The sequence below is a fragment of the Auraticoccus monumenti genome (assembly GCF_900101785.1).
In the GTDB taxonomy this organism is placed as follows: Bacteria; Actinomycetota; Actinomycetes; order Propionibacteriales; family Propionibacteriaceae; genus Auraticoccus; species Auraticoccus monumenti.
Map to the genome: position 1 here is coordinate 4,217,072 of NZ_LT629688.1, position 14,385 is coordinate 4,231,456.

Here is a 14,385-nt window from a genome sequence, read left to right on the forward strand (position 1 = left end):
GGCAGTGAACCCCTCAGAACCCGAGCCGGTTGAGCGACTTCGCGTTGCGCTGCCAGTCCTTCATCACCTTGACCTTGAGGTCCAGGTGGACGGGGGTGCCGAGGAGGGTCTGGATCTGGGTGCGGGCGGCCGTGCCGACGTCGCGCAGCCGGGTCCCCTTGTGCCCGATCACGATGCCCTTCTGGGAGTCCCGCTCGACCACCATGGTGGCGTAGACGTCCAGCAGCGGCTTGTCCTCCGGACGTCCCTCACGCAGCAGCATCTCGTCCACCACCACGGTGATCGAGTGCGGCAGCTCGTCGCGGACGCCCTCCAGCGCGGCCTCGCGGATGAGCTCGGCCACCAGCACCTCGCTCGGCTCGTCGGTGACCTCCCCGTCGGGGTAGTAGGCCGGTCCCGGCGGCAGCAGCCCGATGATCTCGTCGGTGACCACGTCGACCTGGTCGTCGGTCATGGCCGAGACGGGGATGATGTGCTCCCAGCGCAGCCCCACCTCCTCCTCCAGGGCACCGATCGACATCAGGTGCTCCCGAATCCGGGTGCCGGAGACGAGGTCGGACTTGGTGGCCAGCGCCACCAGCCTGGGTCGCTTGGGCAGCTGGGCCACCTGGCGCACGAGGTAGGTGTCGCCGGGGCCGATCCGCTGGTTGGAGGGCAGGCAGACCCCGATCACGTCGACCTCGGACCAGGTGGCCCGGACCAGGTCGTTGAGCCGCTCCCCCAGCAGCGTGCGCGGCTTGTGCAGACCGGGGGTGTCGATCAGCACCATCTGGGCGTCCGGGCGGGACACGATGCCCTTGATGGCGTGCCGGGTGGTCTGCGGCTTGGACGAGGCGATGGCGATCTTGCTGCCCACCACCGCGTTGGTCAGCGTGGACTTGCCGGCGTTGGGCCGCCCGACGAAGCAGGCGAAGCCGGAGCGGAAGCCCTCAGGCGTGGTGGCGGTCATGTGACGGTGCCCCGATCATCGGTGGAGTGGTCTCGGCCGGGTCGCCGGGGGCGCCCGGGTCGGGCGCGGTCGCGTCGTCGGTGCGCAGGGCGGTGGCCGCGGGGGCGGAGGCGTCGTCGGTGACGGCCGTCTGGTCCTCCTCGGGGACGCGCTGGACGAGCACCGTGCCGATGCCCTTGCGGCGTCCGGAGCCCCGCTCGGCCACCAGCTCCAGCCCCTCGACCTGGACCGTGGAGCCCGCGATCGGCACCCGCCCCAGGTGCTTGGCCAGCAGCCCGCCGATGCTGTCCACGTCCTCGTCGTCGAGCCGGAGCCCGAACAGCTCACCGACCTCGTCGACGGCCAGCCGCGACGTCACCCGGTAGCGCCCGGGGCCCAGCTCGGTGACCGGGTCGACCTCGCGGTCGTACTCGTCGACGATCTCGCCGACGATCTCCTCCAGGATGTCCTCGATGGTGGCCAGCCCGGCGGTGCCGCCGAACTCGTCCACCACCATCACCAGGTGGCTGCGAGTCAGCTGCATCTCGCGCAGCAGCGCGTCCACCGGCTTGGAGTCCGGCACCCAGGTGACCGGGCGCATCACCTTGGCCACGCGCTCGGACGTCTCGGCCCGCGGGTTGTCGAACTGCCGGCGCATCAGGTCCTTGAGGTAGACCACGCCGACCACGTCGTCCAGGCCCTCGCCGACCACCGGGATCCGGCTGTAGCCCGAGCGCAGCGCGAGTGAGACCGCCTGCCGCAGGGACCTGTCCTGCTCGATCGAGACGATCTCGGTGCGCGGCACCATCACCTCCTTGACGATGGTGTCGCCGAGCTCGAAGACGGAGTGGATCATCCGCCGCTCGCGCGCCTCGATCAGCTCGTTGGCCTCGGCCATGTCGACCAGCTCACGGAGCTCGGCCTCGCTGTTGAAGGGGCCGTCGCTGAAGCCGCGTCCGGGGGTGAGGGCGTTGCCGAGCAGGATCAGCAGCTGGGGCACCGGGCCGAGCACGGTGGTCAGGGCGCTCAGCGGTCCGGCGGCGGCGCAGGCCACCCGGTCGGCGTGCTGGCGCCCGAGGGTGCGCGGGGCCACGCCCCAGAGCACGAAGGACACCAGGATCATCGAGCCGGCGGCCACCAGCCACTGCAGCCAGGTGCGCTCCAGCTCGCCGAAGACCACGTCGGCCACCAGCACCACCGCGGTGATCTCGGCGATGATCCGCAGGAAGAGGGCGGTGTTGAGGTACGGGGCCGGGTCGGCCACCAGCACGGCCAGCCTGGACGCCCCGGGACGGCCCTCCTCGACCAGCTCGGAGGCGCGCGCCTTCGAGAACGACGTCAGGGCCGACTCGACCGAGGCCAGCAGGGCGGCGACCACGGCCAGCAGGCCGGCCACCGCCAGCAGCACCACGTGGTCCTGGCTCACCGGCCCCCGCGCTCCTCGGCCCAGTCCGCGAGGATCGCGTCCTTGAGGTCGAACATGGCCTTCTTCTCCGCCGGCTCGGCGTGGTCGTGGCCGAGCAGGTGCAGCAGACCGTGGACCAGCAGGTACTCCGCCTCCTGCTCGGCGCTGCGGCCGTGCTCGGCGGCCTGCCGGCTGGTCACCGCCGGGCACAGCACGATGTCGCCGAGCAGGCCCTCGGGCGGGTCGTCGTCGTCGGCGGGGGCCCGGAGCTCGTCCATCGGGAAGGAGAGGACGTCGGTCGGGCCCGGCTCGCCCATGAAGCGCTCGTGGTAGGCCGACATCGTCTCCTCGTCGACCAGCACCACGCTCAGCTCGGCCAGCGGGTGGATCCGCAGCCGGGCCAGGGCGAAGGTCGCCAGCTCGACCAGGCCGGTGGTGTCGACCTGCTCACCGGACTCGTTGTTGAGCTCGACGGTCACCGCCGGCTCACCGGCTGCCGCGACGACGGCCGGCCTGCTGCTGCTGGTCGACGGACTCGAACCGGTCGTAGGCCTCGACGATCTTGCCGACCAGCCGGTTGCGGACCACGTCGTGGTTGGTCAGGGAGCAGAAGCTGATGTCCTCGACGCCGTCGAGCACGCCCTGGACGGCCCGGAGGCCGCTGCGGGTGGCACCGGGCAGGTCGACCTGGGTGACGTCACCGGTCACCACCATCTTGGCGCCGAACCCGAGCCGGGTCAGGAACATCTTCATCTGCTCCATCGAGGTGTTCTGGGCCTCGTCGAGGATGATGAAGGCGTCGTTGAGGGTGCGCCCGCGCATGTAGGCCAGCGGGGCCACCTCGATGGTGCCCGAGGTCAGCAGCCGCGGGATCGAGTCGGGGTCGACCATGTCGTGCAGCGCGTCGTAGAGCGGGCGCAGGTACGGGTCGATCTTGTCGTTGAGGGTGCCGGGCAGGAAGCCCAGGTTCTCCCCCGCCTCCACCGCCGGACGGGTCAGGATGATCCGGTTGACGTCCTTGCGCTGCAGCGCCTGCACGGCCTTGGCCATCGCCAGGTACGTCTTCCCGGTACCGGCGGGCCCGATGCCGAAGACCACCGTGTGCTTGTCGATCGCGTCCACGTAGCGCTTCTGGTTCAGCGTCTTGGGCCGGATCGTCTTGCCGCGGTTGGACAGGATGTTCTGGGTCAGCACGTCGGCCGGTCGGGTGTCGCCGGCCTGGCCCATCATGGAGACCAGCCGCTCGACGGTGTCGGCCGCCAGCCCCTGGCCGGTGCGGAGCACGGTGACCATCTCGGTCAGCAGCTCGGCGCCCTGGACGATCGCGGCCGGGGGGCCGGTCAGGGTCACCTCGTTGCCACGGACGTGGATGTCGGCGTCCAGCTCCCGCTCCAGGATCCGCAGGAACTCGTCGCGAGGACCCAGCACGTTGACCATGTCGATGGAGGCCGGGACCGTGATCTGCCGTGTCCCCACCACGGCAGCGGGGGTCCGGTCGTCGGTGCGGTGCGCGGGCTCGGGGCTCGCGCCCTGTGGTGTCGTCAGGATGGTCCTCCGGGTGCCTCACACCGGCGCCGCAGGTGGCGACCGGTGAACGTCTCTTCGTGCCCGCTCATCTTACGCCCCGGAGCTCACCCTCCGGCGAGCTCTTCGGCCGAGGGCGCCCACCGCTCCACCAGCGGCACCACGTCGGCGATCGAGTCCAGCACGTGGGTGGGCCGGTAGGGGTAGGCGTCGACCCCGGTCCGGGTGGTCGAGCCGGTGAGCACGAGCACCGTGCGCAGCCCCGCCTCGAGCCCGGAGACGACGTCGGTGTCCATCCGGTCCCCGATCATCACCGTGGTCTCGGAGTGGGCGTCGATCCGGTTCAACGAGGAACGCATCATCAGCGGGTTCGGCTTGCCGACGTAGTACGGCTCGACCCCGGTGGCCCTGGTGATCAGCGCGGCCACCGACCCGGTGGCCGGCAGCGGCCCCTCGGTGGAGGGTCCGGTGGCGTCGGGGTTGGTGGCGATGAACTTGGCCCCGGCGAGCAGCAGCCGGATCGCCTTGGTGATGGCCTCGAAGGAGTAGGTGCGGGTCTCCCCCAGCACCACGTACTCCGGCTGCTGGTCGGTCAGGACGAAGCCGGCCTCGTGCAGCGCCGAGGTGAGCCCGGCCTCGCCGATCACGTAGGCGGTGCGCTCGCTGGCCTGCTCGGCCAGGAAGGCGGCGGTGGCCAGCGCGGAGGTCCAGATGTTCTCCTCCGGCAGGTCGATGCCGGTGGCGGCCAGCCGGGCCCGCAGGTCGCGGGCGGTGAAGATGGAGTTGTTGGTCAGCACCAGGAAGCGCCGGTCGTTGCGCCGCAGGGCCGCGATGAACTCGGCGGCCCCGGGGATGGCGTGCTGCTCGTGCACCAGCACGCCATCCATGTCGGTCAGCCAGCAGTGCACCGACCGGTCGCGGGGGTCCACCGTGGCTCAGACCTGCAGGTCGGGGTCGTCGGGGAGGGTGACCACGTCGTCGTCGATGACGTGCACGGCGGCCTCCTCCGCGCCGGCCCCGGCGTTGTCGATGCCGACGTCCATCCCGACCAGGTCCGCCTCCTCGTCCGGGACACCCGTGCCCTCGCCGCCGGAGACGTCGGTCAGGCGGCCCGCGCGGGCGTCACCCACCTCGCCGCCGAGACCGCGGTCGGGGTCCACCAGGTCCTCCGCGGTGGTGTCGGAGTCCAGCGACTGCTCGCCGGGGAGGTCGTCGTCGATGCTGACGTCCGGCACCTCCTGGGCGAGCCGCATGTCCAGGGTCTCCCCCTCGCGCTGCTCGGTGACGGTGTTGCCGTAGCCCTCGGCCGCCGACCAGCCGTCCGGGGCGACCCAGCCCTGGTCCAGCGGGTCCTCGCCGGGCTTCTCGCCCTCCAGGGTGCGGTGGAACTCGCCCTGGTCCAGCTGCTCGGACTCGTCGGGGACGTCCTCGTTGTACTGCGTCATGGTGCTCCTCACGTGCTCGTGGGTGGTCGGGGCCGGTGGGGTCCCTGGCTGACCCGGCGGCCGACGGGTGCGTACCCGGTCGACCGTCCTCCACACCACCACACCAGGTCCCCGTCCGCGCACCGGGGTCTCACGCCCGCTGCGGGGCGCCACCCCGGGATCCGGGTCGACGCCGCTGACCCGGCCACCGGACCGCTCCCTCAGGCCGTGCCCGCTCCCCCGGCCAGGGCGAGCAACTGGGCGACCGCGACCACGCCGGCGGTGGACGTCCGCAGCACGGTGTCGCCGAGCAGCACCGGGCGTCCGCCCACCGCGGCCAGCAGGGCCAGCTCGTCGTCGGTGATGCCACCCTCGGGACCGACGACCAGGGCCAGCGTGCCCCCGGGCGGCGGGGCGACGGCGGCCAGGGAGGTGTCGGCGGACTCGTGCAGCACCAGGACGTGGTCCACGCCCCCGAGCCGCTCGGCCAGCTGGCGGGTGCTGCGCACCGGTTCGACCACGGGCACGCTGAGGCGTCGGGACTGCTTGGCCGCCTCGCGGGCGGCCGCCTGCCACTTCGCGCGGGACTTCTCCCCGCGCTCCCCGGACCAGCGCACGATCGAGCGCGCGGACTGCCACGGCACCACGGCGTCGACGCCGATCTCGGTCAGCACCTCGACCGCGAGCTCGGCCCGCTCGCCCTTGGGCAGCGCCTGCACCACCGTGACGTGCCAGGGCCGGGAGGTCTCGGTGCGCAGCTCCTGCACCAGCACGCGGACCGAGGAGCGGTCGGTGCCGACCACCTCCCCGCGCACCCCGTGCCCGGCGCCGTCGGCCAGCAGCACCGTCTCCCCCACCGCCAGCCGGCGCACCGTGGCGGCGTGACGCCCCTCGGGGCCGTCCAGCAGGACGGTGTCCCCCACCGCGGGCGGCGGGTCGAGGGGGTGCAGGAACAGCGGGTCAGTCATGCCCGCCGAAGGCCTCCCGCAGCCGGGAGAACACTCCCTTGCCGGCCTTCTGCACGTGCCCCTCGGCGGTGCTCTCGTCGCGGAGCTCGGCCAGCTGGCGGAGCAGCTCGCGCTGCTCGTCGTCCAGACGGGTCGGGGTCTGCACCATGAAGGTGACGCCGAGGTCGCCGCGGCCGCCGACCCGCAGCCGCGGCACGCCTTCGCCCTGGACGGCCACGCGGGTGCCGGACTGGGTGCCGCTGGGCACCTCGATCTCCAGCTCGGCCGGCCCGAGGTCGTCGTCGGGGCGGTCGGAGGCCAGGGTCTGCACGCTGACCCTGGTGCCGAGGGCGGCCGCGGTCATCGGGATCCGGACCACCATCTCCAGGTCGTCGCCCTCGCGGCGGAAGACGTCGTGCTGGCGGACCACGAGCTCGACGAAGAGGTCGCCGGCGGGACCGCCACCGGGGCCGACCTCGCCGTGGGAGGCCAGGTGGATCCGGTTGCCGGTGGCCACCCCGGCGGGGATCTTGACGTTGATGCTGCGCGAGGAACGGACCCGGCCCTCGCCGGCGCACTCGTGGCAGGGGTTGGGGATGACGGTGCCGTAGCCGCGGCAGGCCGGGCAGGGCTGGCTGGAGCGGATGTCACCCAGGAACGACCGCTGCACGCTGGTCACCTCACCCTGGCCGTGGCAGGTGGTGCAGCGGGTGGGCTCGCCGCCGTCGGCGGACCCCGTCCCGGTGCAGACCGGGCAGAGCACGGCCGTGTCGACCCGGACCGCCTTGGTGATGCCGAACGAGGCCTCGGCCAGGTCGAGCTGGAGCCGGACGAGGGCGTCCTGGCCGCGCCGGACCCGCGACCGCGGCCCGCGGGAGCCCTGGCCGCCGAACATCGCGTCGACCAGGTTGGTGAAGTCGAAGCCGCCCTGGGAGAACCCGCCGGGGAAGCCCTGGGCCCCGCCGAAGCCGCCGGCCTGGTTGGGGTCGCCGCCGCGGTCGTAGATGTCGCGCTTGCGCGGGTCCTTGAGGGTCTCGTAGGCCTCGCTGATCTGCTTGAACTTCTCGTGCGCGTCCTCGGTCTGGGCGACGTCGGGGTGCACCTTCATGGCCATCTTGCGGTAGGCCTTCTTGATCTGGTCCTCGGTCGCGTCACGGGCGACGCCCAGGACCTCGTAGTAGTCGGTGCTCATGGTCGTGTCGTTCATCCTCCGGCCGGTACGCGGGTCGTGGGGGGTGGTCTGGGGGGTGGTCAGCCCTCGGCGAGGAACCGTCCGACGTAGCGGGCCACGGCACGCACCGAGGCCATCGTCGAGGGGTAGTCCATCCGGGTCGGCCCCACCACGCCGAGGCTGGCCCAGATGTCGCCGTCGCTGCCGTAGGCGCTGGCCACGAGCGACGTGGTCTGAAGCTCACGGTACGGGTTCTCCTGACCGATCCGCACGGTCACGTCGCCGGGGATGGCGGCCTCGCCGAGCAGCTTGAGCAGCACCACCTGCTCCTCCAGCGCCTCGAGCACCGGCTTGACGGTGGTCTCGAACTCGTCGCCGAAGCGGGTCAGGTTGGGGACGCCGCCCACCACCACGCGGGTGGCTCCGGAGGTGCCGAGGATCTCCAGCAGGGTGCTGGTGACCTGCGCGGCGGGAGCGGTCAGGTGCGCCGGGACGCGTCCGGAGAGGGCGCCGAGGTTGGCCGCGGCCTCGCTCAGGGTGGCGCCCACCGTCGCGGTGTTGACCAGGGCGCGCAGGTCGGCCAGGTCGGACTCGGCGTGGCCGGGGATCTCGATCGAGCGCTGGTCGACCTTGCCGGTGCTGCTGATCACGATCACCAGCACGCGGTCGGGGGTCATCGAGACCAGCTCGACGTGACGCACCGAGGCGCTGCTCAGCACCGGGTACTGGACGATGGCGACCTGCTGGGTCACCTGGGCCAGCAGCCGCACGGTGCGGGTGACCACGTCGTCGAGGTCGAGGGCGCCGGAGAGAAAGGTGTTGATGGCACGGCGCTCGGCCACCGAGAGGGGCTTCACCCCGGCCAGGCGGTCGATGAAGAGCCGGTAGCCCTTGTCGGTGGGGATGCGTCCGGCGCTGGTGTGGGGCTGGGTGATGTACCCCTCGTCCTCCAGCGCGGCCATGTCGTTGCGGACGGTGGCCGGCGAGACGCCGAGGTTGTGCCGCTCGACCAGGGCCTTGGACCCCACCGGCTCCTGGCTGGAGACGTAGTCGGACACGATGGCGCGCAGCACCTGCAGCTTCCGGTCGTCCAGCACCCTGCCTCCTCTCCTGGCTCACCGACCCCCGCTGTTGGCACTCACGAGAGTCGAGTGCCAGTCTACGCCTCCGCTCCGCGGGTTGCCGCCGTCGGAGCGGGGTGACACCCTCACGTCCGTGGCAGCAGAGACGAGTGGACCGTGGCACGAGGTCGCCGACCGGGTGTGGACGGCGGTGGCGCAGCCGGAGTCGGTGAGCACCGCGGTGGTCGCCGGGACGCGTGGCCTGCTGGTGGTCGACCCGGGCTCCTCGCCGGAGCAGGGGCGGGGGCTGCGGGCCTCGGCCGAGCGGCTGACCGGCCTGCCGGTGCTGGGGGCGGTGGCCACCCACGCCCACCACGACCACCTGTTCGGGCTGGGCGCCTTCGACGACCTGCTCACCTGGGGGCACGAGGGTCTCGCCGACGCCCTGCGGTCGGAGGCCTCCGTGGCGGAGGCCGTGCGCCTCGGGGTGGACGTCGGCACGCTGCGGCCGCCGAACCGGCCGTTCGCGCTGGCCACCGGCGTCGACCTCGGCGACCGCTGGGTGGAGATGGCGCACCTGGGTGAGGGGCACACCAGCTCCGACGTGGTCGTGGTGGTGGCCGACGCCGACGTGGTGTTCGTCGGGGACCTGCTGGAGTCGGCGACGCCGCCGTGGTTCGGTGAGGACTCCGCCCCCGACGTCTGGCCGGCGACCCTGGACTCGGTGATCGGTCTGATGGCCAGCGGTCGGGTCACCGCGGTGCCGGGGCACGGGTCGCCGATGGGCTTCGAGGACGCGCTGATGCAGCGTGGCCAGATCGCCGCCGTGGCGGCGGAGATCGAGCGGCTGCTGGTGGCCGGGGTGCCGGTGGCAGAGGCGCTGGAGCAGGGTGGCTGGCCGTTCCCGGCCGAGCACCTGGCCGGTGGGGTCCGGGCCGGCTACCGGCGGCTGACCGAGCGCGGGGTGCGTCCCAGCCGCCAGCTGCCGATCACCGCCGTCGACTGAGTCCGGCGCCGGGCCTCAGACCGCGAGGGCCCCGACGACCGTCGTGGCCACCTCGCGGGTGAGGCCGATGACCAGGGGCTCCCCGCCGGAAGCCGGGCCGTAGCGCTCCCCCGACAGCAGCAGGGCCTCCCCGCCGAGCTCGCGGACCATCAGGGTGCCCGGGAGGTGGTCCCAGGGCTTCGGCGGCGCGTGCACCAGGAAGTCGACGGTGCCGGCCAGCAGGTTCGGGTAGTCGACGCCGCAGCACCACCAGCCCTGCCCGATCGGTCCGAGCGGGGGGTGCACCGCCTCGCGCCAGCGCGTCCGGGACGCCGCCCCGCGCCAGTCGGCGGGGTCAGCGGGCACCACGGGGGCGGACAGCCGACGGCCGTCCTGCCAGACCCCGGCGCCGCGCTCGGCCACCCAGGACGCCCGGTGCTGAGGCTGGTGGATCCAGGCCCGCACGGTCTCGCCGCGACGCAGCTCGGCCACCATGACGGCGTGGTCGGCCGATCCGCGGACGAAGTTGCGGGTGCCGTCGACGGGGTCCACGACCCAGGCGTGCTCGGCCTCGGCGAGCCCGTCGAGGACGGAGGCGTCGGCGGCCACCGCCTCCTCACCGACCACCACCGACCCGGGGTGGGCGGCCAGCAGGGCCTCGGTCAGGGCGACCTCGGCCTCGGCGTCGGCCACGGTGACGTAGTCCCCGGGGGCCTTCTCGCTCACCTCCCCGTCGGCGAGGCTGCGGAAGCGCGGGGTGATCAGCTCCGCCGCCACCGACTCGATCAGCTGCAGCACGGCCTGGGTCTCCATGGCTCCAGCCAACCACCTCGCCCGCGGTTGCGATCACCGACCGACGTGTCCACAATGCCCCGAGGCCTCCAGCAGGGGCGTGCCGCACCGAGGGAGGCCCATGGGCCGGATCACCATCCGCACGATCGCAGAGGCCTGCGGGGTGTCCCCCTCCACCGTCTCCAACGCCTACAACCGACCCGGGCAGCTGTCCGCGGCGCTGCGGGAGCGGATCCTGGCGACGGCTGACGAGCTCGGCTACGCCGGTCCCAGCGCGGCCGGGCGGTCGCTGCGGTCGGGACGGGCCGGGGCCATCGGGGTGATGCTGTCGGACCAGCTGTCCTACGCCTTCTCCGACCCCTACGCGATCGGCTTCCTGGTCGGGGTGACGCAGGTCGCCGAGCGGGCCGGGGTCAGCGTGCTGCTGCTCAACGCCGAGGCCCCCGACGGCGGGCCGGACGTGGCGGCGGTGCAGCGGGCCAACATCGACGGCATCATCACGCTCTGCATCGACACCCCCGCGGTGGTGCTGGAGCACGCGCGGCGGCGGGGGCTGACGGTGGTGTCGACCTACGCCGGGGCCGGTGACCACCACGTGGCCATCGACGACGTGGCGGCGGGCCGGCTGGTCGGGGCGCACCTGCACGAGCTGGGCCACCGCCGGGTCGCCGTGGTGGTCGGGGGTCTCTCGCGCACCGCCGGCCAGCCGGCCACGCTCTCCAGCATCGACGACCTCGACTACGTCGACCGGGTGGCCGGCCTCCAGCAGGGGATGCCGGGGGTCGGGCTGAGCATCCTCTCGGCGGGGTTCAACTCCTTCGACTGCGGGCGGGCGGCCGCGGAGGGCGTGCTCGCCCTGGACCCGGTTCCGACCGCGGTCGTCGGGACCAGCGACGTGCTGGCGCTCGGGCTCCAGCACGGGTTGCGGGAACGCGGTCTCGATGTGCCCCGCGACATCTCGGTGGCGGGGTTCGACGACATCGACGAGGCCGGCATCGCCGACCTCACCACCGTGGCGCAGCCGATCATCGAGAAGGGTCGTCGGGCCGCGCAGCTGCTGCTGGCCGAGGAGGGTGAGCGGCGGAGCGAGGTGATGGCGGTCCGGCTCGTGACCCGCGGGTCCACCGCCGCGCCGAGGGACTGACCTGGCGCGGGCCCTCGGTCGGCCCGATCGGGCCCTGCCTGCTCGACGCTGCCGGCCTCGGGAGTCACTCCTCGGCGAGGTGGTCCTGGGTGACGAAGTCGATCAGCTTCTCGACCTCGGTGTTCAGCCGCGGGTCCAGGTCGTTCCAGCTGCGCACCCGGGAGAGGATGTGCTGCCAGGCCCTCGCGGTGTCGGCCTGCTCGGCGTGCGGCCAGCCGAGCCGGGCGCAGACGCCCTTCTTCCAGTCCTCGCCCCGGGGCACCGTCGGCCAGGCGGGGATGTCCAGCCGCTCGGGCCTGACCGCCTCCCAGATGTCGATGAAGCGGTGCCCGGTGACCATCACGAAACCGCCGCCGCGACCCCGCGCCACCTCCTCGGCGATCCGTGACTCCTTCGAGCCGGGCACCAGGTGGTCCACCAGCACCCCCAGCCGGCGTCCCTTCTCCGGGCCGAACTGCTCCACCAGCGAGGGCAGGTCGTCGATGCCGCCGAGGAACTCGACCACCACGCCGACGTGGCGCAGGTCGTCGCCCCAGATCTTCTCCACCAGCTCGGCGTCGTGGCGTCCCTCGACGTAGATCCGGCTGGGCAGCGCCACCCGCGCCCCCTGCTTCGGCCCCACCCGCGAGCCGGAGGCGGTGTGGGTGGCCCCGCTGCTGGCCCGGGCCGCGGTGGACCGCGACGGCGCCCGCAGCGCCACCGGCTGCCCCTCGAGCAGGAACCCCGCACCGAGGGGGAAGCTGCGCACCTTGCCCCGACGGTCCTCCAGCACCACGATCGCGTTCTCCCAGCGCAGCACCGCACCGACGAAGCCCGAGGCAGCGTCCTCGACCACCAGCCCGGCGCTGAGCACGTGGTCGGTGGTCTTCTTGCGGCCCTGCTGCTGCCAGCCGGGGCGCAGCACGTCGGCGCTGTAGCGGTCGGTCGATCCAGAGCGTGGGGAAGGCACCAGCGGAGGGTAGTTCAGCCGACCTCCGAGGTGGCGTCCGCCACGCCCGCCGGCTCGGGCGCCGCTCCGGTCTCCCCCAGCCGGCGGATCCGACGGCCCAGCAGCAGGTCGACCAGGGCACCGATCCCCAGCGCCCCGACCACCCCGACGACGACGCCGAGCAGCGGCCGGTCGGCGAACCAGTGCCCCGCCGCGGCCCCGATCACGGTCGAGTACACCGCCCAGGTCAGCGCCGCGGCCCCGGACACGACGGCGAAGCGTCCTCGCGGGTAGCCGCTGCTCCCCGCGGTGAGGTTGACCACCACCCGTCCCACCGGGATGTAGCGGGCGGCGAAGACCAGCGCGGCACCGCGGCGTTCGAGCCCACGGGCGGCGTGCTCGCGCAGGACGGTGCGGCGCGGGCCGCGCAGCCACCGGGGGCCCCACCGGCGACCCACGGCGTAGGCCAGGTTGTCCCCCACCCAGGCGCCCACGGCCGCCGCCGGGACCAGCAACCACAGCGACGGGCTGCCCGTGCTCACCGAGACCGCGGCGAGGGCCACCACGACGGACTCGCTGGGCACCGGGGGCAGCAGCCCGTCGACCGCGGACAGGACCAGCACGACCAGCAGCACCAGCGGGGACCCGGCCAGGGCCAGGACCGCGGCGAGGACGGCGTCGAGGATCTCGGTCACGCCCCCAGTCCAGCGGGAGGAGCGGGCCGGCGCATCGGGTCCTCGACCCACCGGACCCGCAGCCACCCCCACCCTGGGACCGAGGGTCGCAGGACGGCGGTCCTAGGCAGGGCCCGTCAGTCGAGCAGGTCCCGGACGACGGCGTCGGCCAGCAGACGTCCGCGCAGGGTGAGCGCCAGCCGCCCGTCGTCGGTCACCAGCCCCCGGGCGACCAGGTCCGGCACCCGGGCGCGCTCGGTCGCGGTCAGCCAGCGGGGGTCCAGGCCGTCGGCCAGCCGCAGCTCCAGCAGGACGTGCTCCACCCGCCGGTCCTCGGTCCCCAGCACCTCCCGGGCGTGCGCGGGGGTGGTGCCGGCGGCCAGCCGCTCGGCGTAGCGGGCCGGGTGCTTGACGTTCCACCAGCGCACCCCGCCGACGTGGCTGTGCGCCCCCGGGCCGATCCCCCACCAGCTGGTGCCGCGCCAGTAGGCCAGGTTGTGCCGGCACCGGTCGGCCGGCGTCCTCGCCCAGTTGCTGACCTCGTAGGCGCTGAAACCGGCCGCGGTCAGCGTCTCCTCGGCCAGCAGGTACTTGTCGGCCAGGTCGTCGTCGTCGATCATCGACACCTCGCCGCGCTTGATCCGCGCGGCCAGCCGGGTGCCTTCCTCCACGATCAGGGCGTAGGCGCTGACGTGGTCCGGCCCGCCCTCCAGCGCGGAGCCGAGGCTGTCGCGCCAGTCCTCCAGGCTCTCCCCCGGCGTGCCGTAGATCAGGTCCAGCGACACGTGCTCGAAGCCCGCCTCCCGCGCCCACCGGGCGACCTGCTGCGGACGTCCGGGCGAGTGCACCCGGTCCAGCACCTTCAGCACGTGCCGGCGGGCCGACTGCATCCCGAAGGAGATCCGGGTGAACCCGTGCTCGACCAGCCGGGCCAGACCGGCCTCGTCCACGGTCTCGGGGTTGGACTCGGTGGTCACCTCCGCACCGGCCGCGAGCCCGAAGCGGGAGCGGACGCCGTCCAGCAGCCGGCCGAGCTCGTCGGGTGGCAGCAGGGTGGGGGTGCCGCCGCCGACGAAGACGGTGGACACCTCCGGGGCGTCCGGGCCCAGCACCCGGGCGGCCAGGTCGAGCTCGGTCAGCGCCGCGTCGACGTAGGTGGCGCGGCTGGCCCCGGGAGCGGTGCCCAGCTCGTCGGCGGTGTAGGTGTTGAAGTCGCAGTAGCCGCACCGGGTGGCGCAGAAGGGCACGTGCAGGTAGATGCCCAGCTCGCTCCCGGCCACCTCGACCGCCGCCTCCGGGGGCAGGCTGCCGTCGGCGGGGACGGGGTCGCCGTCGGGCAGGGTGGAGGGCACCGGAGCAGCCTAGTGCGGGCCCGCGGGCGCCCGGACGGTCGAGATGTCGA

Annotated in this window: 14 protein-coding genes and 1 pseudogene; 2 read left to right on the plus strand and 13 right to left on the minus strand. The window is 73.4% G+C overall.

From position 1 onward, the window contains the following. Window positions 1-13: 13 nt before the first annotated feature. The 9 genes and pseudogenes from era to hrcA all read right to left on the minus strand — a co-directional run bounded on the left by era (window position 14) and on the right by hrcA (window position 8,496). Window positions 14-949, minus strand: coding sequence for a GTPase Era (gene era, locus BLT52_RS19470; protein ID WP_090595825.1), 936 nt, complete (start codon window positions 947-949; stop codon window positions 14-16). 109 nt (window positions 950-1,058) lie between these two features. Then, window positions 1,059-2,354 (minus strand): annotated as a pseudogene (locus BLT52_RS19475) (hemolysin family protein); the annotation flags it as partial. Continuing rightward, the gene (gene ybeY / locus BLT52_RS19480; RefSeq protein ID WP_090595829.1) at window positions 2,351-2,812 is read right to left on the minus strand and encodes an rRNA maturation RNase YbeY; all 462 of its coding nucleotides are present in this window, start codon (window positions 2,810-2,812) and stop codon (window positions 2,351-2,353) included. The gene ybeY and the pseudogene BLT52_RS19475, both read right to left, overlap by 4 nt. Before the next feature lie 7 nt (window positions 2,813-2,819). Beyond that, complete coding sequence (locus tag BLT52_RS19485) at window positions 2,820-3,770, minus strand: PhoH family protein (RefSeq protein ID WP_090597149.1); 951 nt, start codon at window positions 3,768-3,770, stop codon at window positions 2,820-2,822. A 194-nt stretch (window positions 3,771-3,964) separates the two neighbouring features. Beyond that, on the minus strand, window positions 3,965-4,744 hold the full coding sequence (locus BLT52_RS19490; RefSeq protein ID WP_090597151.1) for an HAD-IIA family hydrolase: 780 nt from the start codon (window positions 4,742-4,744) through the stop codon (window positions 3,965-3,967). 48 nt (window positions 4,745-4,792) lie between these two features. Next, window positions 4,793-5,302 carry a DUF5709 domain-containing protein gene (locus BLT52_RS19495; protein ID WP_090595830.1) on the minus strand — a complete coding sequence of 170 codons (510 nt, stop codon included), beginning with the start codon at window positions 5,300-5,302 and terminating at the stop codon, window positions 4,793-4,795. Window positions 5,303-5,502: 200 nt separating this feature from the next. Then, window positions 5,503-6,249, minus strand: coding sequence for a 16S rRNA (uracil(1498)-N(3))-methyltransferase (locus BLT52_RS19500; RefSeq protein ID WP_090595832.1), 747 nt, complete (start codon window positions 6,247-6,249; stop codon window positions 5,503-5,505). Beyond that, entirely contained in the window at window positions 6,242-7,420 is a 1,179-nt protein-coding gene (gene dnaJ, locus BLT52_RS19505) for a molecular chaperone DnaJ (protein ID WP_090597153.1), read from the minus strand. Before dnaJ ends, BLT52_RS19500 begins: the two co-directional genes overlap by 8 nt. Before the next feature lie 59 nt (window positions 7,421-7,479). Beyond that, window positions 7,480-8,496, minus strand: a complete 1,017-nt coding sequence (gene hrcA / locus BLT52_RS19510) for a heat-inducible transcriptional repressor HrcA (RefSeq protein ID WP_090595833.1) — start codon at window positions 8,494-8,496, stop codon at window positions 7,480-7,482. Between the two features lie 118 nt (window positions 8,497-8,614). Between hrcA and BLT52_RS19515 the strand changes: the two genes are divergently transcribed. After that, window positions 8,615-9,466: an MBL fold metallo-hydrolase gene (locus BLT52_RS19515; RefSeq protein WP_157677239.1), complete on the plus strand. Its 852-nt coding sequence runs from the start codon at window positions 8,615-8,617 to the stop codon at window positions 9,464-9,466. Window positions 9,467-9,481: 15 nt separating this feature from the next. Here the strand turns inward: BLT52_RS19515 and BLT52_RS19520 are convergent, their stop codons facing one another. Further along, complete coding sequence (locus tag BLT52_RS19520; protein ID WP_090595836.1) at window positions 9,482-10,258, minus strand: inositol monophosphatase family protein; 777 nt, start codon at window positions 10,256-10,258, stop codon at window positions 9,482-9,484. Between the two features lie 100 nt (window positions 10,259-10,358). Here BLT52_RS19520 and BLT52_RS19525 point away from each other — a divergent pair, with 100 nt between their 5' ends. After that, window positions 10,359-11,381 carry a LacI family DNA-binding transcriptional regulator gene (locus BLT52_RS19525; RefSeq protein ID WP_090595838.1) on the plus strand — a complete coding sequence of 341 codons (1,023 nt, stop codon included), beginning with the start codon at window positions 10,359-10,361 and terminating at the stop codon, window positions 11,379-11,381. 64 nt (window positions 11,382-11,445) lie between these two features. Here the strand turns inward: BLT52_RS19525 and BLT52_RS19530 are convergent, their stop codons facing one another. From BLT52_RS19530 to hemW, 3 genes are all read right to left on the minus strand, one after another. Beyond that, window positions 11,446-12,330: a DUF3097 domain-containing protein gene (locus BLT52_RS19530; RefSeq protein ID WP_172804083.1), complete on the minus strand. Its 885-nt coding sequence runs from the start codon at window positions 12,328-12,330 to the stop codon at window positions 11,446-11,448. Window positions 12,331-12,344: 14 nt separating this feature from the next. After that, window positions 12,345-13,004 carry a DedA family protein gene (locus tag BLT52_RS19535; RefSeq protein WP_157677241.1) on the minus strand — a complete coding sequence of 220 codons (660 nt, stop codon included), beginning with the start codon at window positions 13,002-13,004 and terminating at the stop codon, window positions 12,345-12,347. A 116-nt stretch (window positions 13,005-13,120) separates the two neighbouring features. After that, the gene (gene hemW / locus BLT52_RS19540) at window positions 13,121-14,335 is read right to left on the minus strand and encodes a radical SAM family heme chaperone HemW (protein WP_090595841.1); all 1,215 of its coding nucleotides are present in this window, start codon (window positions 14,333-14,335) and stop codon (window positions 13,121-13,123) included. Window positions 14,336-14,385: the final 50 nt, after the last annotated feature.

Bases quoted from the DNA above. Each gene is read 5' to 3' on its own strand.
- era (WP_090595825.1), bottom strand. From the start codon at position 949: ATGACCGCCACCACGCCTGAGGGCTTCCGCTCCGGCTTCGCCTGCTTC.
- BLT52_RS19525 (WP_090595838.1), top strand. From the start codon at position 10,359: ATGGGCCGGATCACCATCCGCACGATCGCAGAGGCCTGCGGGGTGTCC.
- BLT52_RS19500 (WP_090595832.1), bottom strand. From the start codon at position 6,249: ATGACTGACCCGCTGTTCCTGCACCCCCTCGACCCGCCGCCCGCGGTG.
- BLT52_RS19520 (WP_090595836.1), bottom strand. From the start codon at position 10,258: ATGGAGACCCAGGCCGTGCTGCAGCTGATCGAGTCGGTGGCGGCGGAG.
- BLT52_RS19485 (WP_090597149.1), bottom strand. From the start codon at position 3,770: ATGGTCAACGTGCTGGGTCCTCGCGACGAGTTCCTGCGGATCCTGGAG.
- dnaJ (WP_090597153.1), bottom strand. From the start codon at position 7,420: ATGAGCACCGACTACTACGAGGTCCTGGGCGTCGCCCGTGACGCGACC.
- BLT52_RS19490 (WP_090597151.1), bottom strand. From the start codon at position 4,744: ATGGATGGCGTGCTGGTGCACGAGCAGCACGCCATCCCCGGGGCCGCC.
- BLT52_RS19495 (WP_090595830.1), bottom strand. From the start codon at position 5,302: ATGACGCAGTACAACGAGGACGTCCCCGACGAGTCCGAGCAGCTGGAC.